The organism is Roseateles sp. SL47 (genome assembly GCF_026625885.1).
GTDB lineage: Bacteria > Pseudomonadota > Gammaproteobacteria > Burkholderiales > Burkholderiaceae_C > Roseateles.
This window is the reverse complement of record NZ_CP113068.1, coordinates 1,020,678-1,045,580: the sequence shown is the minus strand read 5'-3', so window position 1 is coordinate 1,045,580 and position 24,903 is coordinate 1,020,678. Positions and strand designations below refer to the sequence as shown.

The following is a 24,903-nucleotide window of genomic DNA, read 5'->3' as shown; positions in this document are numbered from 1 at the left end:
CGGCTTCGTGTGGGTGGGGATCGGGACGTCCAAACCGGAGTGTCGGTGAGAGACCGTCCTGCGCAAGGAGTGATTAGAGCGGTGAAGGGCCTGTCTGTGGCGTCTTCCCCGCGGACCTACGGGATAACCCAGAGCCATGGGGCCTGGACGGCACCGCGCTCAGCGCACGGCCCGCCCTCGCAAGGTGACACGTTCGTTGTGCATCAGGGAAGCCCCGACCTCGTTGGGGATGAAGGCAATGGCCTCACCAGCAGCCGACAGCAACACGCCGGTGCCCACCACGACCACTGACACCGCCGTGCCCACGGCCACCGAGGCGCCCACCGCCACTTTGCCGGCAAAACGCACGCTGACCTTCACGCCATCCGAAACGCGCTTGAGCACCCAGACCGTCCCGGACGCCGTCACCTCGACCGCGACCACCACCAGCGAGGCCCCGGCCGAGAGCACCGCCACGGGCGCAGCGACCGACACCGCCACCGGCAGCAGTGACAACGCAGCGCTGGCCTCGCTGCCGCCATCACCGTGGGCGGCGGCCGTGAGCGGCGTCATTAAGGTGCAGGTGGCCGCCAGGGCGGCGGTGAGCAACAGGTGTTGCGGCCGACGGATGAAAGACATCAGCAGGGAGTGCGTCATGATGAAAACCGTTGTCGAGACAATCAATGGGTAAATGGGCCGCGCATCCACGAAAGCGAAGGAACAGCGGCCCGGGTGAAGTTCAGGCGTGTTGCGCCATCAAGCCGCCTGGTCCAAGGGCTGCACCGCGCCGCGGGCAGCCTCCCGACGGCCTTGCAGGCGGGCGTCGAGCACGTCGGCGTCATGGGCATCACGCAGCATCTTGGCCAGCGTGAAGACGTTGGAGATCACGTACAGCCAGCACACCAGCAGATACGCCTTCCACACCGGCTGGATGTCCATGCGCCACAGGCCCCAGGCGGTCAAGCCCATGGCCAGGCCGAAGCCGCTCCAGACCACCAGGCCCCACATCGGGGTGTCGCGGCGCTCCGTCTGGTTGTCGCGGATGAACTTGGACAACGCGAAGGCCGTGGTCAGGCAGAACACGTAACCCATCACCATGAAGGCGCGGTCCAGATCGGCACCGGGCAGGTAGGCCAGGCCGGTGGCGCACAAGGCCACGCTGATGCCGAAGGAGGCCCACACCTGGTAGCGCCAGGCCTTGGTGTCACGTTGGATGCGGTTCATGTCAGTTCCTTTGCTCACAGTCGAAGCGCCCGGGTGTTTGCCTCTCTGAGGCTTTGTGGGTGTCGCCGTTCCCAGGCGGGAGGCGATAGGCGAATTTTCTGAGCGGAGGGCCCGGCGACCCTTCCATCTTTCGGGGGGTATCACGCCGTGACGGGGCGGGTATCGCGGTGTGATACCGACCCGTGGGGGGCCCAATGGCGGGCCGTGGCAAACACCCCCGTGGAGAGTCGTGCGCCACCGGAGCGGACGCTGCGCTTGAGGGCCAGGTCGAACATCAGCGGGTGATGCCGGCGCAGCGCCTCCAGCGCCGGCAGGTCCGCCGGATCGAGCACCCCAGCCCGGACCAGCCCAGGCAGGCGCACCAGCGGCATCACGCCGGGGAGTGGATAGTCGGAACCGTGCAGCAGCCGGTCCTGCCAGTCCTGCCGCCGCAGCACCGTGTGCCAGACCTCCGGGCGGCGATTGAACTGGAACACGGCGGAGATGTCGCCGAGCAGCAGCGACGCCCAGGCGGGCTCATCCATGAGCCGGGCAAACAGCTCGAAGGCGGGGACCTGGCGGGGGCGAGGCAGGTCGGTGTCCAGGGCCATGCCCAGGGAGGCACAGTGGGCGGCAATCACCCGCACGCCGTGGCTGAGCGGGGTGCGCAGGTGCAGCGGGTTGCCGAGCCCCTGCTGCCCGGCGCCGGGCACCGCATGTTCTTCTCCCACGTGAACAATCAACGGCAAGCGGGCGGCCGCCAGGCGTTGATAGAAGGGCGTGAGGCGCGGGTCGCGCAGGTCGATCGCCATGGCGCTGGGCAGCCATTTGAGCGCGAGTGCGCCGCCTTGAAGCGCCCGCTCCAGCCGTTCCAGCGCGTCTTCCCGCCCCGGGTGGATCGAGGCCACCCAGCCAAAACGGTCGGGCCGTTGGGCCGCGACCTGCTGGGCATAAGCGTCCGGCACGTGGAAGGTGGTCCAGTCGGGGCGCCGGGCGCCGGTGGCATCCCGAGCCTCGTCAAAGGCAAACAGCAGCCAGCGGGCGCCCACGGGAAATGCATCCGCCAGTTGCGTGAGGCGAGAGACATAGGCCTGGTCGACCGTGAGGCTATCCGGCGACACACAGGCCCCGTTGAGGATCATGCGCTTGCGCAGATGCTCCACGGGATGCCACCACTGGGACAGATGCGGATTCACCCAACAACCAGAATCGCTGTCGCCCGTGCCCAGCAGATGGGCATGGACATCCCAGAGCTGTGGGGGATCCAGCCCGTCCCAGATGGCATCCAGCCAGTCCTGTGGGACACCCTCCGGGCTGGAACTTCGGACGGACGCATGCGCCAAGCCTCCCGCCGACCCCGGCGCAAGGGGGGGACAGGGATTCAGCACAGGTCCGGCCTCGTGGGCGGCGAGGGCACTGAACAGCCCCACGCCCGCCAGGCCACCGCAACACAGCCAATGACGTCGTCGCACGATGTGGGGGCCGATGGCGTTGCCGCTGCGGCCCGGTGATGAAGACGGCGTGATGCTCGGCGTGGTGGCGCTTGAAGTGGCGAAGCCGCTGAGGCGGTAGCGCCGGACGACCCGACCGGTCTCAAACTGCGCTACCGTTGTGGCATGGCCAGCACCCAGACTCTCATCGACCTCATCAAGGCGGAGCTCAAGACCGCCGGCATCAGTTATGCCCAGCTCGCCCGCGAGCTGGGCCTGTCGGAATCCAGCGTGAAGCGGATGTTTGCCGCCGGCGGCGAAATGCCCTTGTCACGCATTGATGAACTCTGCCGGGTCCTGAAGACGGATTTTGCGGAGCTGTCCCAGCGGCTCTCGCAAAGCCAGCCGCTGCGGCTGGAGCTCTCCCTGCAGCAGGAGCGGGAGGTGGTGGCCGACGAGAAACTGCTGCTGATGGCGATCTGTTGCCTGAGCCAATGGAGTTATGAGCAGATCGTGGCCACCTACCGGCTGTCCGAGGCCGACGCCACCCGCGCGATGGCGCATCTGGACCGCCTGGGCATCATCGCACTGCGGCCCCTGAACCGTTACCGCCTCCAGGTGGCCAAGACCTTCCGCTGGCGGCCGCACGGGCCGGTGATGCAGTTCTTCCGGGACAGCGTCATGCAGGACTTCTTCAACGGCGGCTTCGATGGTGACGGTGAGTTGATGATGCTCGTGCATGGCCAATTGAGCCCGGGCATGGCGCGCGAGCTGCGGGACCGGCTCCAGCGTGTGGCTGAAGATTTCGCCCGCCAGCATCTGCTGGACCAGAAGCTGCCCGATGCCGAAAAACGCCAGTTCACCCTGGTGATGGGGATGCGCTGCTGGCTGTTCGAGCGATTCGCTCATCTGCAACGCCCAGCCACGGTGACACGTGCGATGACGGCGGAGCGCAGTTACCAGAACTCCCAGTGACCGGACCCCAGCACCCAGATCCCCAACACCCCATTGGTCACCGCATGCGCAATCACGGCGCAACCGAGCTTGCCGGTGCGTTGGTACAGCAACCCATACACGAGACCGGCCACGATGGCCGCCAGCCACAACGTGTGTGCGAGCATGAAGAGGAAGGTGGAGAGGATCAGCGCCTTGAGGCCGGACTCGCGCGGGTCCACCCCTTCGAACCGGGGGCTGGTTATCCAGCGCATCAGGAAGCTGCGCCAGAACAGTTCTTCCATCACCGGGACCAGCAAGGCCGCCCCCAGCCAGCGCACCACGATCAAGGGCCAGTCCAGACCGCCGTCCGGCCGTGTCGGGACAAACGACGCGGTGGGTGTCCCCAGCTGCATCCATGGGGCGTCCAGCGCGATCCACAGGCCAAACACCGCCAGACCCAGCACCACACTGAGCCCGACCTCCCGCGCTGTCGGCAGGTTCTGGCGCGAGAACTCGCCGTACTGCTTCCAGAACCAGACCAGTGCGCCACCCACCACCACCAGGTTCAGCGCATACAGCCAACGTGGGTCCCAGCCCCAGGCGTTGTCAGCAGGAACAGCTCCTCGCAGCGCAAGGAGACCCATGAAAAGGGCAAACGGAACAATCCGTGCCCACGCGGCGGCATTCAGCATGGCGGGATTGTGGCGTCATTCGCGCCCGTCATTGGCTGAAGGCCTGACGCAGCGCATCGATGGCATGGCGCACCTTGGCCGGTTGCGCATCCCGCTGCGGGGTCAGGGCATGCACGGGCAGCGACGGTAGCTGCCAGTCGCTCAGCAGCGGCAACAACCGGCCCTGCGCCACCGATTCATCCACATCATCCGTGCCCAGCATCGCCAGTCCCAGCCCGGCCTCGCACAACTGCTGCAGGCTGAGCTGGTTGTTGCTGCTGGCCCGCGGCGTCACCCGCAGCCATTGCTCCTCCCCCTGAGGACTGCGCAGCGGCAAGGTCTGGAAGGGGGAGGTGTCGGGCCGCAGCGCGAGCCAGTCATGCCGGCCAAGATCCGTCGCCGTTGCGGGCACGCCCCGTCGCGCGAGATAAGCCGGCGCGCCATACAACGCCATGCTCTTGGCGCCGATCCGCTGGGCGACCCAGGCGCTGTCCGGCAGACGCCCGAAGCGCACGGCCAGATCGATGCGTTTGGCCACCAGGTCGGTGAAGCCATCGTCCACCTCCAGATGCAGATGCAAGCCGGGATGCGCATGCATCAGCGGCGCCAGTGCCGGCCCCAGTTGCCGCGCAAAGCCCACCGGGGCGCTGATGCGCAGTTCCCCCTCCGGCGCATCCCGCAGCCGGTGCAACTGCACCTGAGCGTCCTGCGCGGCGGCCAGCATGGCCTTGCAGCCCTCCACAAAGCGCTCGCCCGCTGGGGTCAGGCTGATGCGACGGGTGGAGCGATGCAACAAGGTCACCCCCATGTCCCGCTCCAGGGCCCGCAACTGCTGGCTCACGGCGGAGGTGGTGGTTTGCAACTGGCGTGCCGCAGCGACCAGGCTGCCCTGGTCTACCACGGTGGCCAACACGGCCATGCGGCGGAGTTGATCCAACATTGTGAAGAATTTCTAAAGAATGAAAGCTTCAATGGATGACTTCACGGCGGATTATGAAGTTTCTAAAGTTCATCCACCCCGGCATCCCCCCGGGCACCCTTGAAAGGATCTCCATGAAAGTCGCCTTGATCGGCCCCACCGGATTTGTGGGCAGTGAAGTGTTGAAGGAACTGCTGTCGCGTGGTCATGAAGTCGTGGCGCTGGCCCGCACGCCCGCCAAGCTGGAAGCCCAGTCCGGGCTGACGGTGGTCCAGGCCGATGTGCAGGACGCCGCTCAGGTGGCCGGCGCGGTCCAAGGCACTGATGCCGTGGTGAATGCCTACAACCCGGGCTGGGGCGTGCCGGACCTCTACGACCAGTTCCTGGCGGGCACCCGCGCCATCTATGCCGGTACCCGTCAGGCGGGCGTGAAGCGCCTGCTGGTGGTGGGCGGTGCCGGCAGCCTGTATGCCGCACCGGGCGTGCAACTGGTGGACACGCCGGAATTCCCGCAGGCGTGGAAGTCCGGCGCGCTGGCCGCACGTGAAGCGCTCAACCTGATCCGCGAAGAAACCTCGCTGGACTGGACCTTCCTGTCTCCCGCCGTGCATCTGGAGCCGGGCGAACGCCGGGGCAGCTACCGCGTCAGCCTGGATACACCGGTGATGGATGCCAACGGCCCCGCCCATGTCTCCACCGCCGACCTGGCGGTGGCCATCGTGGACGAACTGGAGCGGCCGCAGCACATTCGCCGCCGTTTCACGGTCGGCTATTGATCACGGGGACGATCACGGGGACGCCGCTGCGGCGGCTGGGACGCGTCAGACCGTCTGCTGTTCCAGCAGATAGTTCGCGCCGTCGTACTGTCCCAGTACGTCCACCAGCATCGGCAGGCATGCCGCCAGCCGGTCGTGCAGCACGTACGGCGGGTTGATGACAAACATGCCGCTGCCCATCATGCCGAAGCCGCGTTCATCCGGCTGCGCCACGGTCAGTCGCACATGCAGCCAGCCCTTCTTGGCCGTGGATTCGCCCACGGCCTTCAGCCGCTGCAGCAATTGGGCCGATTCCAGCAGCTGCAGCTGCGGGTACCAGATCGCGACGGTGCCGTCCGGAAAGCGTTGCAGAGCCTCCCGAAGCGCGCCGATGACCTTGGCATAGTCGGTCTTGATTTCATAGGGCGGGTCGATCAGCACCACGCCCCGGCGGGACGGCGGCGGCAGTTCCGCCTTCAGCCCGGCAAAGCCGTCCGAGTTCTGGACCTGCGAGTTGGGCCGGTCCGACAGGTAACTCTCCAGAATGCGCTGATCGGTGGGATGCAGCTCATAGCAGCGCAGACGGTCCTGCTCCCGCATCAGCAGGCGGGCAATGGCCGGAGAGCCCGGGTATTGCTCCAGCGGGCCGCCGGCATTGAAGTCGCGCACCAATTGCACATAGTGCTGCAGCGGCTCGGGCAGGTCCTTGCGCTGGTAAAGCGCCGCAATGCCACCCAGGTGCTCGGCGTTCTTCTGGGCATACCGTCCATCCAGCGCATAGCCGCCGGCGCCGGCATGGGTGTCCACCACGGTGTAAGCCTTGTCTTTTTCTCCCATGTAGCGGAGAACTTCGGCCAGAACCAGGTGTTTGAGCACGTCGGCATGGTTGCCGGCGTGGAAAGCGTGTCGATAAGCGAGCATGTCGGCACTGTACCTGCGATCACGCCTGCCCAGGCATGCCACCCGCCCGCCAACGCAGTGCCGGAAGGCCCGAGTTCACGGCGGCGGCTCAGATCTGCAGGGCGCCCGGGCTGTAGAGGCCGTCCACCGGCACCGGGGCGGTGTCACAGGGGTGGCGGTACTGCGCCACCGGCCGCAGCGGCTGCCCGTCCACCACGCCGGGCTCCACCGCCCGGCCCAGCAGTGGCGAACCCGGCCGCAGGGCGAAGTCATACCGCTCCGGCGCCACCAGGGCGCCAGGATCAACAAAGTAGTTGTGGTGCTGCTCCCAGCCCGGGCCCGGTGGCAGCTCCCGCTTGCCGCACAGCAGGTTGTTGATCAAACGCACCTTCTGCACACCCGCCGCCATGCGCAGGTAGACCCCGCCGGCAGGCCGCAGATCCACCAGCGTGTTGTTGATCAGATGCAGTTCATGCCGTGGCCCCACCAGCCCTTCGCTGCCGTAGGCGACCAGGTGGTAGTTTTCCGTCGCTGCGCTCTGCTGGATGAGATTGCCCACCACCAGCGCCAGGCCACCGTTGGGAAACTCCAGCTCGAAACTGGCGCGCCCGGTCTCGTCGGTCAGGCGGTTGTAGAACAGGTGGTTCACCGCCGCCCGCGTCTTGAGCAGGTGGCCGGTGTGGCCGTGATGGAAGTAGCTGCCCACCACCCGCAATCGGCCGATGCTGCCCACATAGCAGTTGTGGGTGCGCCCCTCCCCCGGAGCGATCGCGCCGAATTCGCAGCGTTCGATGTCCAGGGAGATGGCGGGGTCGTTGGCGGACAGGAGGCCGTTTTCGTTGTCCTCGAAACGGCATTCCCGCAGCGTGAGTGAACCCCGTTCCAGCCGGATGCCGGCACCATTGCGGTCCGGCACCCGGGCGCCAATGAAATCGAAGCCGGTGATGGACATGCGCTGGCCGGCGCACACAAAGATGCCTTTGCCTTGCGCATGGGCGCCGTTGGCCAGCAAACGCACGCGGCCACCCACGGCGCGCAGGGTCAGGTCGTCTTGTGTCCAGGTGGCGACGTCGGCGCGATAGTCCCCCGCCAGCACCTCGATGGTGCAACCCGGCCGGGCCTCGGCGGCCGCAGCCGCCAGCGTGCGCAGGCGCAGGCCGGGCCCCACCCGCAGGACCTGCCGATCCGTCGCTGTGATGGCCGCTGCCGGCGGCTGGGGCTGCGCCAGGCTGGTGTCGGCCATCCACGAGCTGCCCGTCGGCACCCCGGCCAGCATGCCGGCCTGCAGCAGGCGACGGCGGCTGAGGGGCCCCGCAAACGAGCGGTCGTCACGTGCAGGGGAATCCGATGGACGGCTGTTGAACGGCGCGCGGTCGGGAGGGGATGGGCGCATGGTGAGTCAGGCGGGTCGCGGGTCACCGACGCTATCAGACGATCTCGGACGACACCAACAGCGGCCGATCGGCGCCCAGGGACGCAGACCTCTGCGGACGAACAACAGCGCACCATGACGAACAAGAGCCATCAGCCGCGCCGTGATTCACTGGCGATGCCGGCTCAGGACTGCTGAGGGCGGCTCATGCCCGACCATGCATCCGACCGCGCACCCGACCGGACACCCGCCAGGGCCCGCGAGTGTAGCCAAGCGGCGCCGGCCTTGCAGACGACGGCGCAAGCCCCCAGGCCCAGTCCGGGCTGTCGCCTAAGTTCAGCAAGCGTCCTTGCCCGCCGCTAAGCTTCAGACATCCCCAATCCGTCGCGGTTCCGATCGGGCGAGGCCGGCACTTCGCAGTGTGGCTCGGCCCCGATGGGAGCGGCTTTGATTCCCAATTTTTGAGTGACCAACCATGCCGAGTTTGTTTGACCCGCTGCAACTGGGTGCTGTTTCCCTGGCCAACCGTATCGTGATGGCTCCGCTGACCCGCAACCGTTCGCAAGGCTTGCTGCCCGGCCCGCTGGCCGTCGACTACTACCGCCAGCGCGCCACGGCCGGTCTGATCATCAGTGAAGGTGCGCAGATCGCGCCGGAAGGCCAGGGGTATCTGGACACCCCGGGGATTTATTCGCCGGAGCAGGTCGACGCCTGGAAGCGGGTGACGGACGCAGTCCATGAAGCCGGCGGCAAGATCGCGGTGCAGCTGTGGCATGTGGGCCGGATTTCCCACGCCGATTTCCAGCCGGACGGTGCCAAGCCGCTGTCTTCCACCGACCGTGCCGCCCAGAGCAAGACCTTCACCAAGGAAGGTTTTGTGGACGTGGCCGCGCCGCGCGCGTTGAAGACCGAAGAGCTGCCGGGCCTCGTGCAGTCGTATGTGCATGCCGCACGCTCGGCGATGGAAGCCGGCTTTGATGCGGTGGAAGTGCATGGCGCCAACGGCTATCTGCTGGACCAGTTCCTGCGCGACAGCATCAATGACCGCACCGACGCCTATGGCGGTTCCATCGAGAACCGCGCCCGTCTGTTGCTGGAGGTGATGCGCGCCATCGCTGACGCCATCGGTGCCGACCGCACCGGCCTGCGCCTGTCCCCGGTCACCCCGGTGAACGATGCGGGCCAGGACAGCAACGCGCAGGCGCTGTTCAACTACGTGGTGGAGCAACTGGCACCGCTGAAGCTGGCCTTCCTGCATGTGATCGAAGGCCAGACGGGCGGCCCGCGCGATGTTGCCCCGTTCGACTACGCGGCGCTGCGTGAGCGCTTCAAGGGCCCCTACATCGCCAACAACGGCTACACCCGTGAGATGGCGCTGGCGGCGGTGGCGGACGGTCAGGCCGATGCCGTGGCCTTTGGCCGCAGCTTCATCTCCAACCCGGATCTGGTGCGCCGCCTGCGCCTGAATGCTCCGCTGCAGAAGGCCAATTCGGCCACCATGTACGGAGGTGGTGCGCAAGGTTATACCGACTATCCGGCGCTGGCCGACTGAGCCCAGGTCTTCGTGCCCGGCTCTGCGCCGGGCACGGGCTTGCCGCCACGCTGACGGCATCGGCGTTGATTCAGCGTTGAAGCGGCTTTGATTCAGCCCCGGGACATTTTCGTGCGGAACACCTCGGCAATCGAGACTTCCCGGGGCCCGGGGCGGATCTCGAAGTGCTGCCCCGCCGCAATCGTGCCGGGCTGTCGCACCGCCAGATAAAAGCCGCACCAGCCGCTTTGCACCATCATCTTGGCGGCTTTGTTGAAGCCCATCACCGCATTGAACTTGCTGCACGGCTCACGGGGTTCGCTGACTGCCAGCGCGCAGTCCGGAAACACCAGCACATCGCCGATCCAGGCGTCGCTTTCCAGCAAGCCTTCGATGCTCAGGTTCTCGCCCATGCTGCCAAAGGGCAGCGGCTCATTCCACTGCGCCACCTGCGCCTGCGCACGCACTGTCTGCCAGAACGCATAGTGTTCGGCGGGGTAAGCGTACACGGCCTTGGACTGGCCGCCGTGGTAGCGCGGGTCCGCCTGCTCGTCGCCGGCCAGGCCCAGGGCCTCGACCGCCACGGCCCCGTCCACCGGACGCTTGCGGATGGCGCTGAGCACCTGTTTGCCACCCACCATCAGCGGGGCGGTGCGGGCCACATTAAGACTGAGGATCTGCATGCACCGATTCTCCCGGACTTTGCTCGCTGCCGGCCTCCGCCTTCCTGATCTCTTTCGTAACGATGTCCAGGGCTTCGGGGATGGTCGTGCTGCCGTCCATGTCCACGCTGCAGCCGATCATGCAGTCCTGCCCGTGATAACGCACCCGTCGGGCATAGACGTAGGACGACAGCACCCGGCCATCACGTGTGGAGGCCTGCACGGGAAAGCCCACCACGTCCTTGTGATCTTTCAGCAGCTCGTAGTAGCGCTTGCGATAGGCCGGCAGCATGCCCACCCCCAGATCCATCAAGCGCCGGCCGATGACCTCGTCGTGACTGATGCCGTAGCGGCGGCACATCGCGTCGTTGATGACCAGCACGGCGCCATCGGGCAGCCGCGTCAGCACCATATGGATGGGCATGGCCTGGATCAGGTTGCGCAACTCCTCACTGGCTTCCCGTGCATGCAGCAGGGCCTGTGCGCGTTCGCGTTCGCGGGTGAGGTTGTCGAGCGCAAAGGACAGGTCGTTGGTGATCTCGTCAAACAGCCGGGTGACGGTGTCGTCAAAAAAGTCCTGCTCGTCGGCCCGGATGCTCAGCGCGCCCACCACCTGACCGTTGCGACGCAGCGGAAACGCCGCCAGCGCTTCCACCCCGGGCGGAATGACCGGTGCGCCCGGGCCGCCAACGCTGGGGTCCTGCAGCGGGCGGTTGCTGATCTGATGCGTGCCGGACAGGATGGCCCGTGTGCTCATGGAGCTTTGGCCGAAGCTGGAGTCATGGGTCCAGCGCGGAGGGGCGCCGGGCATCCAGCGCTCGATGTCCCCGGCCGTCGCAGCCCGCACGTAACTGCCGCCCTCGTGGAGCACCACCGTAGCCACTCGAGCGTGGCCGGTTTCCACACAGATGCGGCACAGGCCGTCAAACAGCGTCAGCTCCGACGTCGGCCCCAGCTCCAACACGGCCTCGCGCTGGACGATCAATTGATTGGTGCGGGACAAAGCCTGGTACATCCGGTGCAGCCGTTCGCGGCCGTCGTCCCCGGCGCGGCGTTCCTCGTCATAGCGGTGCCAGATGGTCCAGATCATCAGCCCGGAGAGCAGGGCGGTGATGGACACCAGCAGCACGCCCAACTGGGCGGCCTCCCCGGTGGCTTCCCGGGTCCGTTCCGTATCCAGCTGTGCCTGGCTCAGCTGGAAGCCGGCCAGGTCGTCAATCTGCCGCATCACGGCCAAGCGCTGCTGGTTGAGGGCACGCACCTGCTCGGGCGAGGCCTGACTGGCGGAGGGCACCGCCTGGAGCAGGGTGTCGAGTTGCGGCTGAAGACGCTGGGCCAGCGCCTCTTCGGTCGTGTCCAGCCGCGTACCGAGATAAGCCTGCCATTGGCGACGCAGGCCGTCGGCCAGCCGTTGGGCATCGCGGTCGGACCCCTGGGTGCGCAGGCCCGCCACTGGGTTGAGCACGCCGCCCAGACCCTGCGGTCCCAGGTCCCGCGCCATTTCGCGCAGCAGGCTCAGGGGCACCAGCCGTTCGGCGTATAGCGACTCGGCGGTGTCGGCCAGGCGCTGGGTCTGCCACAGGCCCAGCAGCGCCGAAGCCGCGACCAGCACCAGCGACAACGCCAGCGTGAGTAACAGGCGATGGCGCATGGACAGGCCGGTCAAGGCGGAGGGCATCAGTCTTACCTTCGACAAGGGGAGCGTGGGGAGCCCGAGATTGTCCTCGCGCCGTGGAGGACGCATGGGCAAGGAAGGCCCCCAGATCAGGGGCTTCTGGGCATGTTTCACGCCCCAGGCGCGGGAATATCGGCAGCTGTGCCAACTTTGCCGCAACGACGGGCAGCGGGGAACGTCGGCGGGACATTTCCGACACCCGGGGCTAAAATTCCGCCACGGAGATGGCATTCCTCCGCGAACCGCCTTACGACGCTGTGTCGTGACGCTGATGATGCCTACATCGTCCTGGGAGACCAGGGCCGTGTGGGTGTTCGCCCTGGCCTTCGTCAACCAGTCGTTATTGCACCTCGAGAGCCGCCGCTACGGCACCCCTCTTGAAACTGCTGGGTCACTGATGAACCGCCTGCGCCAATTCGAACTTTTCCACCTCATCCCCTCGCTGCTCCGCTGGCTGGTGCTCGCCAGTCTGGTGGCCGTCCTGGCCGGCAGCGCTTCCGCCTTGTTCCTTCTGGCCCTGGACTGGGCCACCCGGACCCGCGAAGCCCATCGCTGGCTGCTGTGGGGCCTGCCCCTGGCTGGCTTTGCGGTGGGCTGGGTCTACCTCAAGCTGGGCCGGGACGTGGAAGCCGGCAACAACCTGCTGATCGATGAAATTCACGACCCCAAAAAGGTGGTTCCGCTTCGCATGGCGCCGCTGATTCTGGGTAGTACCGTGCTGTCCCACCTGTTTGGCGCATCCGTAGGGCGGGAAGGCACCGCCGTGCAGATGGGCGGCGCCCTGGCCGATCAACTGACCCATCGTTTCAAGCTCGACGACCAGGACCGGCGCGTGATGCTGATGGCGGGCATCAGCGCGGGATTTGCGTCGGTCTTCGGTACACCGCTGGCGGGTGCGGTCTTTGGCATGGAAGTGCTGGTGATCGGCAGCCTGCGTTATGACGCACTGTGGCCGTGCCTCGTGGCGGCGGTGGTGGCGGACCAGGTCACCACGGCCTGGGGCGCGCATCACACCCACTATGCGGTGGGTCTGCTGCCGGCGCTCTCCTGGTGGCCGCTGGTGGCGGTGGTGCTGGCAGGCATGCTGTTCGGGCTGGTGGCGATGGTGTTTGCCACGGTCACCCATGCCGGCCAGGCGTTCATGAAGCGCCGGATTGCCTATGCACCGGCCCGGCCGCTGGTCGGCGGGGTGGTGATTGCGTTGGTCATCTGGGGCCTGGACGCGTGGCGCTTCGCCGGGCTGGGCATTCCGGTGATCCAGCAGGCTTTTCTGCAGCCGCTGTCGGCCGGTGATTTCGCCGCCAAGCTGGCGCTGACGGCGGGCTCCCTGGCCAGCGGGTTCAAGGGCGGCGAGGTGACGCCGCTGTTTTTCATCGGCGCCACCCTGGGCAATGCACTGGCGCCCCTGCTGGATCTGCCGTTCCCCATGCTGGCCGGGCTGGGCTTTGTGGCGGTGTTTGCCGGAGCGTCCAACACACCCATGGCCTGCACGCTGATGGCCATTGAACTGTTTGGCGCCGAGATGGGCGTGTATGCCGCAGTGGCGTGTGGTGTGAGCTATCTGTGCTCGGGCCACACCGGCATCTACAAGTCGCAGCGGGTAGGGCAGGCGAAGCACCCGCTGGTGCCGTCCGGGCTGACGCTGGGCGAGGTGCCGGCCTTCCGGCAGCAGGCGGCGGAGCGAGGCGCGGTGACGAGGTCCGATCCTGCTTCCGCTTCCGCTCGCGCGGCGCATGACACCGACCCTCGCGGTGGGCTGGAATGATCGTCTTGTATTGACGCCGGCCAGCGGCGGCCGCAGGGCTGCACAGGTGTTGTCACAGACGGGGGCAGGCGAGCGGCAGGGCGGGCCAGCGGTGTCAAACGGGATGCCCGTTTGGGATAGTCCTGTCACCCGAATCCATCGCGTTGGCCGCTGGAATCATGGCCGATGCGTCACCTAATCTCTCCGGGCCGATCGGCACGCCGGGGCATTGCTCGGCCACGGCGCATCAAGGGAGAGACAACATGACTATCAGCACAGTGATGGCCTTCCTCGCGACACGGCTGCGCCATCTGGCGGCCGGCATGCTGGGGCTTGGCATGCTCATCAGCAGTTCTCCCGCCAGGGCGGACTGGTATCAATACACCTTCATGTCGGATGTGTTCAACATCCATTCGATCTCGTTCCGCGCCCCGGGCGACAACGAATGGGATGTGCCGGGTCAGCTGCGGATCGAGTTCTACACCTGGACGCCGCTGACCGGCCCCGCCACGGCAGACGACATCATTTCCTACAAGATGACGATATGGGGCGGTGGGCCGGCGAATCTGCTTGGCCTGTCGACACCGCTGCCGTCCGGATGCTCGATCCCCGGGGGCTGCTACACCTCCAGCAGTGGTTTCACCGTGGGCTCGCTCGATGCCAATGGCTTGCCGACCACCTGGAACATCTGGCTGGATCGGCAGTTCGAGGTGACCGGCTTCACCGAGTCCTTCCACCTCGCCTCCAGCCAGCAGGGCAGCAGCCTTGAACGCTTTGCCAATTCCTACTACAGCAACGCCGGTGCCACGTCGGTGGCGCCGGGTGAGCTGGGCGGCGTGTGGACCGTTGCGCTCGTGCCGGAGCCAGGAAGCTATGCGTTGATGCTGGTGGGGCTGGTGGCGGTGGTAGCGGCCTGGCGGGTGAGCCGCTCACGCGGCGGGGTGAGCGGTGCTGCCGTCTGAGCCCAGGGACGGAGGGCTGCCCAGCATCCTCTGGAGCACCCGGTTGACATAGCGCTGGCCTTCGATCTCGTAGAAGGTGTCGCCCCGGTCGGCGTAACCGCGTCGGGCGTAGAAGGCCAGTGCGCGGTGATTGCCTTCCCAGGCCGTCAGCCAGAGCGAGGGCAGCCGAGCGCTCTGTGCCATTTGCTCGGCCGCTGCGATCAGTTGCGTGCCAACGCCGGAGCGCTGAAACGCGGGTTGCACGTACAGCCGCACCAGCTCTGCGCCCAGGGTGTCCGTGCCCGGCGCAGGGGTCGGCGCCAATTGCACTTCAGCAAAACCGATCAGCCCGCGACCCACCTCGGCCAGCACCACCCGCCGCTGGGGTTGGCTCAGCCTGTCCAGCCATTCCGCGCTGCTGAATTCTTGCAGCGCCTCCCGAGCGAGGTCTGGGCGGATGCCGTCCGTGGCGTAGGTGTCCAAGAAGACCTGAATCCCCAATGCGGAGAGGGTGTCGGCGTCGTGCGCGGCGGCTTGGCGGAGAGTGGCAGGCATGCAGGTGATCGGCGACCCAGGGAGTATGGGAGCCGATTAGATCAGCCGGCGTGGCGCAGCGGTGGCCGCATCACCGCTGTTGGGTGTCCCGGTCGGCTCAATGAGCAAGATGGTGCGTCGGTATGCGGAACCAGCGCCCACCACCCGTGACGTTCTATGGGCCGGCGAGCGCCGCATGACGCAGGCGCGTGACTATCTGGCTGCCAACTTCCATCGCGATGTGGCGATTGAGGAGCTTGCCGACGTCACCCAGTTGTCCCGAGCGCACCTCACCCGCGCCTTTACGCGCCAGTGCGGGGTCCCACCGCCCGTCTGGCTAAATGCAGTGCGGCTGTCGCAGGCGCGACGGATGTTGCTGGCGGGGGAACGTGCGTCCGAGGTGGCTGTCGCTTGTGGATTCGCCGACCCGAGCCACTTCAGCCGTCGCTTCAAAGGCGCGATGGGGGTACCGCCGGGGGCATGGTGAGGCCCCGCCCCAGGTCATCGGCTGTTGTGAGCCCGATCGGCAGCCGTGGCCTGCTGGCTCTGCGCTTCTCGCTCATTCCCTCAAGCCCAGCGCACGTAACCACGCGTCCACCTGACCGAAGGCATCCTGTTGCCACTGTTCCGGCGTTCGACCGTCCAGCACCTGCGATTCTTCGACAAATCGGCGCACGCATGTAGGCCCGAAACCGACCAGCGAATCGAATTTCCCGGCGATATACGTGTATCCCTCCAATCCGCCTCTGTGTGCCATCAGGGGCCGGCATGCTTCGGCCAAGCCGTCGATGCCTTCAGGATAGTTACGGATGCAGTAGTAGATGTCGTAGGCATCCTTTTGTTTGTAGCGGTTCTCGATGGCGTGTCCCTTCATGGCGAGCAACGCAGGTATCGAACACACGGAGATCTCGACGCGATTCCTACCGCCCCGGGGCATTGCGCCTGTGATCGCGATGAGTTCGTTGTACTGAATGGCGAGCTCGGCGCCGCTCGCTCGTTGGACGGCGAACGCGTCCACCAACGGCGGCTTGTTCTTCTCGATGACGGCATCCTTGGGCATGAGGAAGTCGACGATCACGTCGATCGAAGGGCCTCCGTCGTCCATCGCAATCTGCCGAACCAATTGAAACCGTCGGAGGTTCTCGCGTTGCTGGTAGCCATGTTCCATGAGGGAGCTCACCAGACTGGCGTACTCGCCGTCGCCAAGCGCTTCTGCGTCCAAGCCCAGGTCTACGTCCGTGGTGCCCACGTGCCGCATTTCGCTGTCTGGATCCAGCAGCAACCACGGGACGGCACCACCCACAACGGTGTACTTCCCCTTGTAGCTACCCAGGATCTGCCCGATCTCAAGGAGCACCGACTTCACGGCTGCGGTTGTGCGGCTGTCATAGTCGTCCGCCCGCTGCGGCTCATTCGGGGGCATCATGACCATTGCAGCGTCTCCCGGCGAAGGTGTTCGGCGGCCTCTCGTCCTCGTTCTCCAGAAACGTAGAGGTCAAGATAAGTCTGGACGGGACTAGTGCAATGAATGCCGGGGGCCGGTTCGATCGAGTCACGTAACAGCGCCAGGTCGTCAACGACAGTGACAGCCACGTTCTCGCCGCGGGCGGTAGGGGCCAGGCCAAGGATCTCGCACAGATGCTCGAGGCCCTCTTCATCGGCGTAGAAAATGTGCGTTCCGGTGCGGGCGAAGGGGGCAATCCAGTTGGCGGCCGAGAAGGACGCAAAGGTGACGATGCCGTGCTGGAGCAGGCCGTCCCACTGGTCGCGAAGGGTCTCGATCAGCCTGGATCCATGTTGCGTCGTGTAGAAGGAACGTCGTTCCCCGGCAGGAGGTGAGTACTCATCTCGCCAAGTGTCAAGGAGCGAATTCGGCTTAGACAGAAAGACGCCGCCGTCGGCGATCTCGGCCCACCCGCGCTCGACCAAACTGTTTCGCACGTTGCTGACGTGTCCAACGCTGACCATGGCAGCTTTTGCGAGGTCCGCGACGCGCCATGGAGTGGTTGGCTCTCTGAGCAGGGTCCTCAGTACCGACGCGGACTTCGGCTTGAAAAGCGACTTCAAGTCGCGACGTTCTGCAGTCGGCTTTCCAGCCATCGTGCATGAGACAAAGAAGCCCGGGAATGCAATGTGTGCATTGCCGTAGCCGTCGAGATAACCCACCCCACTTTCGATACACAGCGCCCGGGCGTCTTCAGAGAGGTAGGGGGCGATGAAAATGGGAATGCCGTCGCGCTGCGCAACGTAACGCTTCAGTTGAAAGATCGCTTCTCGAACGTGACGCGGCTGACCTGTGGTCTTTACTTCGCATACGAGCTCGTGCTGGCGTTCTAGTACGGAGATGCTGCAGACGATGTCGATCCCCGTGTCGGGAAGATCGAGCGATGTGCGCAGCGCTTGTACTTTCAGCCCTGGAGCTTTCGCCAGCACACCTCGCAGAAGCGATTCAGCCTCGGCTTCAAAGTTCAACAATTTACGGGTGTTCAGCATTTGCTGAACATAGCACATCTACTGAAAATCGATCGAATTTCAGCAGAACCGCCATTTTCAACGCGCGCTGAAAAGGCTGCTTTCAGTGAAATTCCGTGATCCACAGGACTGACCCCGCCGCATCCCCCCCAACCCCGCCGGACGTCTCCCGCCGAACGCGCACTTTCCGCATCAATCTATGCGTTCTGCACATAACCTCCCCATTCGAGTTACGGCGTGATTACATTGGCTGCGTAGCCATTCCTACGCCTCTCCATGGTGCGCGGCATTGGGTCAGCGTCGCGGGTTCTCCTCTGAAAACCGGTCTCCAGCCAGGTTGACGAGGGGTGCCCCAGGCGCTGACCCAATCCCGCTTTTCATATCCTCAGATCGGAAACACCATGAACCAACCCGTGATGGAAGGGCTGCGCCTGAACGTGCCCGCTTATGTGAAACACCAGCGTCTGATCGCCTGGGTGGCAGAGATCGCTGCCCTGACGGAAGCCAAGGACGTGTATTGGTGCGACGGCAGCCAGGCCGAGTACGACCGTCTCTGCCAGCAACTGGTGGACGCCGGCACGTTCCAGAGGCTGAACCCGGCCAAGCGCCCCAACAGCTACCTCGCCTGGAGCGACCCTAGCGACGTCGCCCGTGTGGAAGACCGCACCTTCATCTGCAGCGACCGCAAGGAAGACGCCGGGCCCACCAACAACTGGATGGCACCGCAGGAGATGCGGCAGTTGCTGCAGACCGGCGAACAGGCCCTGTTCAAGGGCGCCATGCGCGGTCGCACGCTTTATGTGGTGCCCTTCAGCATGGGCCCGATCGGTTCCCCCATCGCCCACATCGGTGTGGAACTGTCGGACAGCCCCTATGTGGCGGTGAACATGCGCATCATGACCCGCATGGGCCGTGCCGTGCTGGACGTGCTGGGCGACAACGGCGACTTTGTGCCCTGCGTACACACCGTCGGCGCTCCGCTGGAATCCGGCCAGACCGATGTGAAGTGGCCTTGCAACAAGACCAAATACATCGTTCATTACCCCGCCACCCGCGAAATCTGGTCCTACGGATCGGGCTACGGCGGCAACGCGCTGCTGGGCAAGAAGTGCTTCGCCCTGCGCATTGCTTCCACCATGGGCCGCGACCAGGGCTGGCTGGCCGAACACATGCTGATCCTGGGCGTCACCTCGCCCGAAGGCAAGAAGCATCACGTCGCTGCTGCGTTCCCCAGCGCCTGCGGCAAGACCAATTTCGCGATGCTGATCCCGCCCCAGGGGTTCGAGGGCTGGAAGGTCACCACCATCGGTGATGACATCGCCTGGATCAAGCCCGGCAAGGATGGCCGCCTCTACGCCATCAACCCCGAAGCCGGATATTTCGGCGTGGCGCCCGGCACCAATGTGCAGACCAACCCCAACTGCATGGCCAGCCTGGACAAGGACGTGATCTTCACCAACGTCGCCCTGACCGATGACGGCGATGTCTGGTGGGAAGGCATGACCGACACCCCGCCCGCCCATCTGGTGGACTGGCAAGGCAAGGACTGGACTCCCGAGATCGCCAAGAGCACGGGTGCCAAGGCGGCCCATCCGAACGCGCGTTTCACCGTGTCGGCCATCAACAACCCGGCGCTGGATGCGGAATGGGACAACCCGGCCGGCGTGCCGATCGACGCCTTCATCTTTGGCGGCCGCCGCTCGACCACCGTGCCGCTGGTGACCGAAGCGCGTGATTGGGTGGAAGGGGTTTATATGGCCGCGACCATGGGCTCCGAAACCACCGCCGCCGCTGCGGGTCAACAAGGTGTGGTGCGCCGTGACCCCTTCGCCATGCTGCCCTTCATGGGCTACAACATGAGCGACTATTTCCAGCACTGGCTGAGCCTGGGCGCCAAGCTGGCCCAGTCCGGCGCCACCCTGCCCAAGATCTTCTGCGTGAACTGGTTCCGCAAGGGCGCGGACGGCAAGTTTGTTTGGCCGGGTTATGGCGAAAACATGCGCGTGCTGAAGTGGATGCTGGAACGGGTGGAAGGTCAGGGGCAGGGCGAAGAGCACGCTTTCGGCACCAGCCCGCGGTATGAAGACCTGAACTGGAAGGGCCTGGCCTTCACGCCGGAGCAGTTCCACACCGTGACCCACATCTCGGACAGCGATTGGGCCGCCGAACTGAAGCTGCACGACGACCTGTTCACGCAGTTGGCCCACCACCTGCCGGCCGAACTGCCCGCCACCAAGGCGCGCATCGAGACCCGCCTGGCTGCGAAGCAATAAGCCGCCTGCCCGGCGAGGCAGGAGAAGAGCGCCGGGCGAGTTGCTGCTTGCATGGAGGGGCCAACCGAGGCAAACGGGAGGCGGCAGAGGGGCCTTCCGCCGTAGCCCAGAAAAACAAAGCCCGCCGTGCATGCGCATGGCGGGCTTTTTCAATTTGGCGGATACCAGCTAGCAGCGGAGGCAACGACCGGCACAAGAGCCGGTGCTCACATCACAACACCGTTGTCCCGCTGCGGACCGGTATCCAGGCTGGGTTCAGCCGTTGTTGCGGCGGGCGTAGGCGGCGCGCAGTTCAGCAGCGAAGGAGGGCATGCTCTCTTCGTATTGGGCGGCCAGGGACAGCAGCTCGCGCTCCGAACGGGCGATGCGGGCGGCTTCCAGGCGGGCCTTGATGTTGCTGATGCTGCGGGCCCAGACACGGGCACCGATGGTGGCAAACGTGCCGCCGCGACGCACCGTGCGGCTCACAGGCAGACCGAAGGTTTGAGTAGCGACGCTCATGGCGATTCCTTTTTTGAGTGGTGATGGCTCTGTAGAACCAACGGACCGAAGTTTAGGGTTAACCCTAGACGACCCGCCAATGAAAGGGGGGAATCGGCTCCATAAGCCGCGTGAATATCACGTGAACTTGTACCGGCAGGCGTCCGGCTGGCGGCGGGGGCGGCTGCGGCCAGCATTCGCAGCGACAATCACGCCATGAGCATTGCCCACGACCTTTCCGACGCCGAGTTCAACGAACTCGACGACCTTCTTGCCCAGACTCCCGCGCCCCTGCAGGCGCTGGACACGTCCATGCTGGACGGCTATTTGTGCGGCGTGTTGGTGCAACCGCGCCTGATTCCGATCGAAGAATGGCTGCCGCCGATTTTCGACTTCGAAGGCCAGACACTGCCGGACACGGTGGACCCCGCCTGGTTGGCTCGGGTGCGCTCGCTGGTGGAGCGCCGTTATGCGTCGCTGAACCAGAGCATGCTGGAACAGGGCTGGTTCTATCCGGTGGTGCTGGACCTGGAGGCGGAAGCTGAGGCTGAAGCTGAGGCCGCAGCAGACCATGGCCAAGCCGCTGAAACCGACACCGCCACGGCCACCGCCGATGGCGCGGCGGCCGACGCCACCGAGGCGGGGGCGACTGACGAGCCGGCCATCGACATGCCCACCGATCCGATCACCCGCACGCTGATGCCGTGGGTAGGCGGTTTCGAGTATGCGGCCTTGAGCTTCCGCGACCTGCTTGAGCAGGCGGACGACAACATCTCCATGCTGTTGGCTCGCCTCTTCCGCCATTTGCCGGCAGAGACGCCGCAAGATCAGGAAATTGTCGAGACGCTGAACCGCGAGCATCCCCTGAAAGACCTGGACGATGCGATTGAAGACCTGGTGTTGACCGTCGTGGATCTGCAGGCCGCGACCGAAACTCAGCGCTTCCATGTGGAGCAGGTGCGCCGCGACACACCCAAGCTGGGCCGCAACGACCCTTGCCATTGCGGGTCCGGCAAGAAGTTCAAGCAGTGCCACGGGGCCGCCTGACACGCTGAACGCGCCCGGGCTGGAGACGGTCAGATCTCGATCACCAGCCCCGGCCTGTAATCTTCTTGCTCGCCGTTGCGAGCATATCCCAGCGGATTGGCCACCACACGGCAACGATGAACGCCGTTGGCGACCGGCGTTTCCACCACATAGTCGTTCATGCAGTGCAGATGCCCATGCATCCACAGATCGGCCAAGGGGAAAAGGTCGTCCAGCGCATTGCAGAACCCGGCGGTGCCGGGCACCAGCCCGTAGCGCGGGTCGGCGCTGCGCAGGCTGGGTGCGAAATGGGTGACAACCGCCGTCTTGCCTTCAAACGGCAGGGCCAGTTGCTCCCGCAGCCAGGCCTGGCACTGCAGCGCCATCTCCCGGAGGTCTTCCGCCAGCAGAGGATGTCCGTCCCGCAGGGTGGAGTATTTGCGCAGGTAGTAGTTGGCCGCGCGGAACGCCTTGCCGCGCGCCGCCAACTGCTGGGTGGGGGTGGTCAGTGTCGCGGCGATGGCATCAAAGTCGCTCCACAGCGTGGTGCCCAGGAACCGGACGCCGTTGATCACCAGCGCCTGCTGGTCCAGCCAGTCGATACCCAGCACTTCGCAGGTGCGCCGCAGCCGCTCGTAGGTGGGCTCGTACTCCAGGCCGTCAAACTCATGATTGCCCGGCACATACAGCACCCGTTTCCATCCCGCCCCCGCCCGCAGCGGGGAGAACCGCCCCAGGCCGAAGTCATCCGTCGCCAATTCGGAGCCGGTCTGGTAGGAGCCCACGTCACCCGCCAGGATCAGCAGGTCAACGTCTGGCAAGGGAACCGAAACGAAATCGCTCTGCCGTTCCAGGTGGAGGTCAGAAATCAGTTGAAGGCGCACGGCAGAGACACTTCTTCAGGGTCAAGGGGGTCAGCAGGGGATCGGGAAGCGAGAGCAGGCAGCCTGCCCGCGGCTCGGATTCTCACCGCACACCGCGCTGCGTTGCGGCATGAGGGCGGTGAATGACCGAAAGCGCAGGTCAGCCGCCAAATTTGCGTGATGTCAGCCGCAATGTCAGCTGCAAGAGTTTTGCGCCACAGCCCCAGGTTTTTGCGACCCGCCGCTGTGTCACACTTACCTGGCGCCATTCAAAGGCGTTCAAGGAGGGTTCCGCATGAAGATCCTGGTCGCTGTGGACGGCAGCATTTACAGCAAGCGAATGCTCGCCTACCTGGCCGCTCACGATGAGTGGCTGGGTAGCGCACATGACTTCACCGTCGTCCATGTGGTCCCCGCTGTCCCGCCGCGCGCTGCAGCCGTGCTGGACAAGGCCACCCTCACCGAGTACTACGACGACGAGGCCGCCAAGGTGCTCAAGCCGATCCGCACCTTCATGGACAAGCGCGGCATCAACGTCAAGTACGTCGTCAAGACCGGGCATGCGGCAGAAGTCATCTCCACCATCGCGGCCAAAAACAAGTTTGACCTGCTGATGATGGGCTCACATGGCCACTCCACCCTGGGCAACCTGGTGCTGGGCTCGGTAGCGACCAAGGTGATGGCCACCTGTGATGTGCCGGTCCTGTTGATTCGCTGATCGGAGGCGCCGTCGTCACCGATGGCGCCTCCCAAGAGCTGCCCTCGGAATCAGCGAGTCAGCTTCGCCGCGCGGTCATCCAGGACAAGGGCGATTCGATGGCTGCGGGTGGCGTGGTCTGGGACTCCAGCCCGTAATCACTGCGTCGGAAGTCCTCGTACTCGCTGGCATCGCCGAAACTCGCTTCCATGCCAAAAGCCGTGCCCATATCCGCCGGTTCAGGCTCATGGGTGCCGGTGGTGTGGCGGCGGAACAGGCGCAGTGCGGAGGCGATTCGCATGTTGGACCTCGTCGAAAAGCACGGGGTGGAAGCCCGACGTCTGATCTCGGAGACGCCGTTGCTATGCCACAGTGTGGGGGATGTTGTCCTCAGGCAAATCCCCAAATTGGGTGGCGTCGACAAAGACGTTCACAAATCCACACAAAATGGCTCACTTCTGCGACAGCGTGCAGCGAAATAACCACTTATCCCACTTAGGTAGGAGCCCCCCACCTCCGGGGTTCACTATGCTTCGGCACTTGTGTCCGTCGTGCACTTGTGCCTTAACTCATGTCCCCGTTGATTCATCGCTCGCTGACCTGGACCATCGTCGGCACCGTCGTGTCGATGTCCACCTGGCTGGCGGGCAGTGTGCAAATCGCGCATGAGCGTCAAGGACCTCGCTTTGGCGCCCCCTCGGCCAGCCCGGTGACCCTCAAGCCTGCCCTGCCGGCGCCCCGCGCCGTTGTGGTGTCCACCGCGCCTGAACCGACCGCTCAGGTCGTGCTGCCCTCTCGCCGTTGATCGGTGTGAGCAGACCGGTCAACGGTCTGACGGCGTCGCCGCCTGCGACTGCCAAGCGCCGGAGTCCTGCAGCGCGTTTTTCGCCCCGAGTGCCAGCGCCTCCCCGATCTGATCCAGCAACGAAGGCGGCGCCGCATGTGCCGCTTCCGTCTCCGCACCCAGCTTCCATTGGTGCCAATACAACGCCACCTCCACATGGAGGTCGGGCCGGATCACCACCAATTCATCCCGTTCCAGTAAGGGCCGTATCTGTAGCTCAGGCGCCACGCCGATGCCCCAGCCCTTGCGAACCGCCTGCACATAGGCCTCGCTGGACGGCACATAACGGGCATTCAGACGAGCCGAACGCAAGCCCAGCGCCTGTCTCACCCATTGCTGCTGGGTGTCGTCCTTGCGGTTGAACACCAGGAAGGGCACCTGGGCCACCGCTGCAGCGCCCAGCCCTTGAGGCAGCTCGCGTTGCATGAACTCGGGACTGGCCACCGCCACATAGCGCATCACGCCCAGCGGTTGCGCCACGCAACCCCTCAGCGCCTGCTTGACGGTGGTGACACACCCAAGCACCTCGCCCTGGCGCAGCCAGTCGTGGGTGAAGTCCTGGTCGTCCACCACCAGTTCCAGTCCAAAACCCTCCCGCAATCCGCGCTGAACCAGCGGGTCCAGGGCCGGCAAGACCCAGGTGGCCAGGCTGTCCGCGTTGACGGCAATCGGTAGGCGCTCCGGCGTGGCCGCGCGTACGCCCAACTCCCGCACCACGTCCGAGCGCAGGGCATGCAACTGGCGGGCGTAGCGCAACAGCCGCTTGCCGGGTTCGGTCAGTCGCAGCGGGCGGGACCGCACCACCAGCAGTTGCCCCACCTGCGCCTCCAGGCTGCGCAGCCGCTGGGACACCGCGCTCTGGGTGATGGACAGGGTCTCCGCCGCCCGTTCAAAGCTGCGCTCATCCGCCAGTGCGGCCAGGCAGTCCAGGCCGGCGGCGTCCAGGTCTTTCATAAGCTGTCCTAATGATCTCGCTGAGATATTAATCCCGCTTCA

At 65.4% G+C, this 24,903-nt stretch carries 26 protein-coding genes and 1 riboswitch; of the genes, 10 read left to right on the top strand and 16 right to left on the bottom strand.

Annotated features, from left to right (window positions below; genetic code table 11):
• Positions 1-159: 159 nt before the first annotated feature.
• From OU995_RS04535 to OU995_RS04525, 3 genes are all read right to left on the bottom strand, one after another.
• Positions 160-636: a hypothetical protein gene (locus OU995_RS04535; protein ID WP_267834294.1), complete on the bottom strand. Its 477-nt coding sequence runs from the start codon at positions 634-636 to the stop codon at positions 160-162.
• A 99-nt stretch (positions 637-735) separates the two neighbouring features.
• Complete coding sequence (locus OU995_RS04530; RefSeq protein ID WP_267834292.1) at positions 736-1,203, bottom strand: YiaA/YiaB family inner membrane protein; 468 nt, start codon at positions 1,201-1,203, stop codon at positions 736-738.
• Positions 1,204-1,343: 140 nt separating this feature from the next.
• Entirely contained in the window at positions 1,344-2,525 is a 1,182-nt protein-coding gene (locus OU995_RS04525) for an amidohydrolase family protein (RefSeq protein WP_267834291.1), read from the bottom strand.
• A 273-nt stretch (positions 2,526-2,798) separates the two neighbouring features.
• Here OU995_RS04525 and OU995_RS04520 point away from each other — a divergent pair, with 273 nt between their 5' ends.
• Positions 2,799-3,587, top strand: a complete 789-nt coding sequence (locus OU995_RS04520) for a helix-turn-helix domain-containing protein (protein WP_267834290.1) — start codon at positions 2,799-2,801, stop codon at positions 3,585-3,587.
• On the opposite strand, the gene OU995_RS04515 is transcribed toward OU995_RS04520, so the two are convergent.
• Complete coding sequence (locus tag OU995_RS04515; RefSeq protein ID WP_267834289.1) at positions 3,569-4,240, bottom strand: CAAX prenyl protease-related protein; 672 nt, start codon at positions 4,238-4,240, stop codon at positions 3,569-3,571. The two genes, OU995_RS04520 and OU995_RS04515, sit on opposite strands and share 19 nt — an antisense overlap.
• Positions 4,241-4,268: 28 nt before the next feature.
• Positions 4,269-5,159: a LysR family transcriptional regulator gene (locus tag OU995_RS04510; RefSeq protein WP_324288706.1), complete on the bottom strand. Its 891-nt coding sequence runs from the start codon at positions 5,157-5,159 to the stop codon at positions 4,269-4,271.
• Positions 5,160-5,272: 113 nt separating this feature from the next.
• On the opposite strand from OU995_RS04510, the gene OU995_RS04505 reads away from it, so the two are divergent.
• Positions 5,273-5,914 carry an NAD(P)-dependent oxidoreductase gene (locus OU995_RS04505; RefSeq protein WP_267834288.1) on the top strand — a complete coding sequence of 214 codons (642 nt, stop codon included), beginning with the start codon at positions 5,273-5,275 and terminating at the stop codon, positions 5,912-5,914.
• A gap of 45 nt (positions 5,915-5,959) precedes the next feature.
• On the opposite strand, the gene OU995_RS04500 is transcribed toward OU995_RS04505, so the two are convergent.
• Entirely contained in the window at positions 5,960-6,814 is an 855-nt protein-coding gene (locus OU995_RS04500; RefSeq protein ID WP_267834287.1) for a 23S rRNA (adenine(2030)-N(6))-methyltransferase RlmJ, read from the bottom strand.
• 88 nt (positions 6,815-6,902) lie between these two features.
• Positions 6,903-8,186 carry a hypothetical protein gene (locus OU995_RS04495; RefSeq protein WP_267834286.1) on the bottom strand — a complete coding sequence of 428 codons (1,284 nt, stop codon included), beginning with the start codon at positions 8,184-8,186 and terminating at the stop codon, positions 6,903-6,905.
• Between the two features lie 454 nt (positions 8,187-8,640).
• Between OU995_RS04495 and OU995_RS04490 the strand changes: the two genes are divergently transcribed.
• Positions 8,641-9,717 carry an alkene reductase gene (locus OU995_RS04490; RefSeq protein ID WP_267834284.1) on the top strand — a complete coding sequence of 359 codons (1,077 nt, stop codon included), beginning with the start codon at positions 8,641-8,643 and terminating at the stop codon, positions 9,715-9,717.
• Positions 9,718-9,809: 92 nt separating this feature from the next.
• Here the strand turns inward: OU995_RS04490 and OU995_RS04485 are convergent, their stop codons facing one another.
• Positions 9,810-10,379, bottom strand: a complete 570-nt coding sequence (locus OU995_RS04485) for an MOSC domain-containing protein (protein WP_267834283.1) — start codon at positions 10,377-10,379, stop codon at positions 9,810-9,812.
• On the bottom strand, positions 10,360-12,036 hold the full coding sequence (locus OU995_RS04480) for a GAF domain-containing protein (protein ID WP_267834282.1): 1,677 nt from the start codon (positions 12,034-12,036) through the stop codon (positions 10,360-10,362). The genes OU995_RS04485 and OU995_RS04480 overlap by 20 nt, the downstream gene beginning before the upstream one ends.
• A 208-nt stretch (positions 12,037-12,244) precedes the next feature.
• Positions 12,245-12,321: riboswitch (Fluoride riboswitch) on the top strand.
• A gap of 109 nt (positions 12,322-12,430) precedes the next feature.
• On the opposite strand from OU995_RS04480, the gene OU995_RS04475 reads away from it, so the two are divergent.
• The gene (locus OU995_RS04475) at positions 12,431-13,798 is read left to right on the top strand and encodes a voltage-gated chloride channel family protein (RefSeq protein ID WP_267836175.1); all 1,368 of its coding nucleotides are present in this window, start codon (positions 12,431-12,433) and stop codon (positions 13,796-13,798) included.
• 242 nt (positions 13,799-14,040) lie between these two features.
• Positions 14,041-14,739 (top strand): PEP-CTERM sorting domain-containing protein, encoded by a 699-nt coding sequence (locus OU995_RS04470; protein ID WP_267834281.1) that lies wholly within the window; start codon positions 14,041-14,043, stop codon positions 14,737-14,739.
• Here the strand turns inward: OU995_RS04470 and OU995_RS04465 are convergent.
• A complete protein-coding gene (locus tag OU995_RS04465; protein WP_267834279.1) occupies positions 14,707-15,273 on the bottom strand; it encodes a GNAT family N-acetyltransferase in 567 nt (188 codons plus the stop codon). The two genes, OU995_RS04470 and OU995_RS04465, sit on opposite strands and share 33 nt — an antisense overlap.
• Before the next feature lie 100 nt (positions 15,274-15,373).
• On the opposite strand from OU995_RS04465, the gene OU995_RS04460 reads away from it, so the two are divergent.
• Entirely contained in the window at positions 15,374-15,739 is a 366-nt protein-coding gene (locus tag OU995_RS04460) for a helix-turn-helix domain-containing protein (RefSeq protein ID WP_267834276.1), read from the top strand.
• Positions 15,740-15,811: 72 nt separating this feature from the next.
• On the opposite strand, the gene OU995_RS04455 is transcribed toward OU995_RS04460, so the two are convergent.
• Positions 15,812-16,675 carry a nucleotidyl transferase AbiEii/AbiGii toxin family protein gene (locus OU995_RS04455; RefSeq protein ID WP_267836174.1) on the bottom strand — a complete coding sequence of 288 codons (864 nt, stop codon included), beginning with the start codon at positions 16,673-16,675 and terminating at the stop codon, positions 15,812-15,814.
• Positions 16,675-17,745, bottom strand: a complete 1,071-nt coding sequence (locus tag OU995_RS04450; RefSeq protein ID WP_267834274.1) for a type IV toxin-antitoxin system AbiEi family antitoxin — start codon at positions 17,743-17,745, stop codon at positions 16,675-16,677. The genes OU995_RS04455 and OU995_RS04450 overlap by 1 nt, the downstream gene beginning before the upstream one ends.
• A gap of 380 nt (positions 17,746-18,125) precedes the next feature.
• On the opposite strand from OU995_RS04450, the gene OU995_RS04445 reads away from it, so the two are divergent.
• Positions 18,126-19,997: a phosphoenolpyruvate carboxykinase (GTP) gene (locus tag OU995_RS04445; protein ID WP_267834271.1), complete on the top strand. Its 1,872-nt coding sequence runs from the start codon at positions 18,126-18,128 to the stop codon at positions 19,995-19,997.
• A gap of 255 nt (positions 19,998-20,252) precedes the next feature.
• On the opposite strand, the gene OU995_RS04440 is transcribed toward OU995_RS04445, so the two are convergent.
• Positions 20,253-20,498: a hypothetical protein gene (locus OU995_RS04440; RefSeq protein ID WP_058933298.1), complete on the bottom strand. Its 246-nt coding sequence runs from the start codon at positions 20,496-20,498 to the stop codon at positions 20,253-20,255.
• A gap of 195 nt (positions 20,499-20,693) precedes the next feature.
• Here OU995_RS04440 and OU995_RS04435 point away from each other — a divergent pair, with 195 nt between their 5' ends.
• The gene (locus OU995_RS04435; protein ID WP_267834267.1) at positions 20,694-21,524 is read left to right on the top strand and encodes a UPF0149 family protein; all 831 of its coding nucleotides are present in this window, start codon (positions 20,694-20,696) and stop codon (positions 21,522-21,524) included.
• A gap of 29 nt (positions 21,525-21,553) precedes the next feature.
• Here the strand turns inward: OU995_RS04435 and OU995_RS04430 are convergent, their stop codons facing one another.
• Entirely contained in the window at positions 21,554-22,387 is an 834-nt protein-coding gene (locus OU995_RS04430; protein WP_267834265.1) for a metallophosphoesterase, read from the bottom strand.
• A 274-nt stretch (positions 22,388-22,661) separates the two neighbouring features.
• Between OU995_RS04430 and OU995_RS04425 the strand changes: the two genes are divergently transcribed.
• Entirely contained in the window at positions 22,662-23,084 is a 423-nt protein-coding gene (locus OU995_RS04425; protein WP_267834263.1) for a universal stress protein, read from the top strand.
• Between the two features lie 58 nt (positions 23,085-23,142).
• Here OU995_RS04425 and OU995_RS04420 read toward each other — a convergent pair whose 3' ends face one another.
• Positions 23,143-23,364, bottom strand: coding sequence for a hypothetical protein (locus OU995_RS04420; RefSeq protein WP_267834262.1), 222 nt, complete (start codon positions 23,362-23,364; stop codon positions 23,143-23,145).
• A gap of 270 nt (positions 23,365-23,634) precedes the next feature.
• Between OU995_RS04420 and OU995_RS04415 the strand changes: the two genes are divergently transcribed.
• Positions 23,635-23,868 (top strand): hypothetical protein, encoded by a 234-nt coding sequence (locus OU995_RS04415; RefSeq protein WP_267834260.1) that lies wholly within the window; start codon positions 23,635-23,637, stop codon positions 23,866-23,868.
• Between the two features lie 18 nt (positions 23,869-23,886).
• On the opposite strand, the gene OU995_RS04410 is transcribed toward OU995_RS04415, so the two are convergent.
• On the bottom strand, positions 23,887-24,861 hold the full coding sequence (locus OU995_RS04410) for a LysR family transcriptional regulator ArgP (protein ID WP_267834259.1): 975 nt from the start codon (positions 24,859-24,861) through the stop codon (positions 23,887-23,889).
• Positions 24,862-24,903 lie beyond the last annotated feature (42 nt).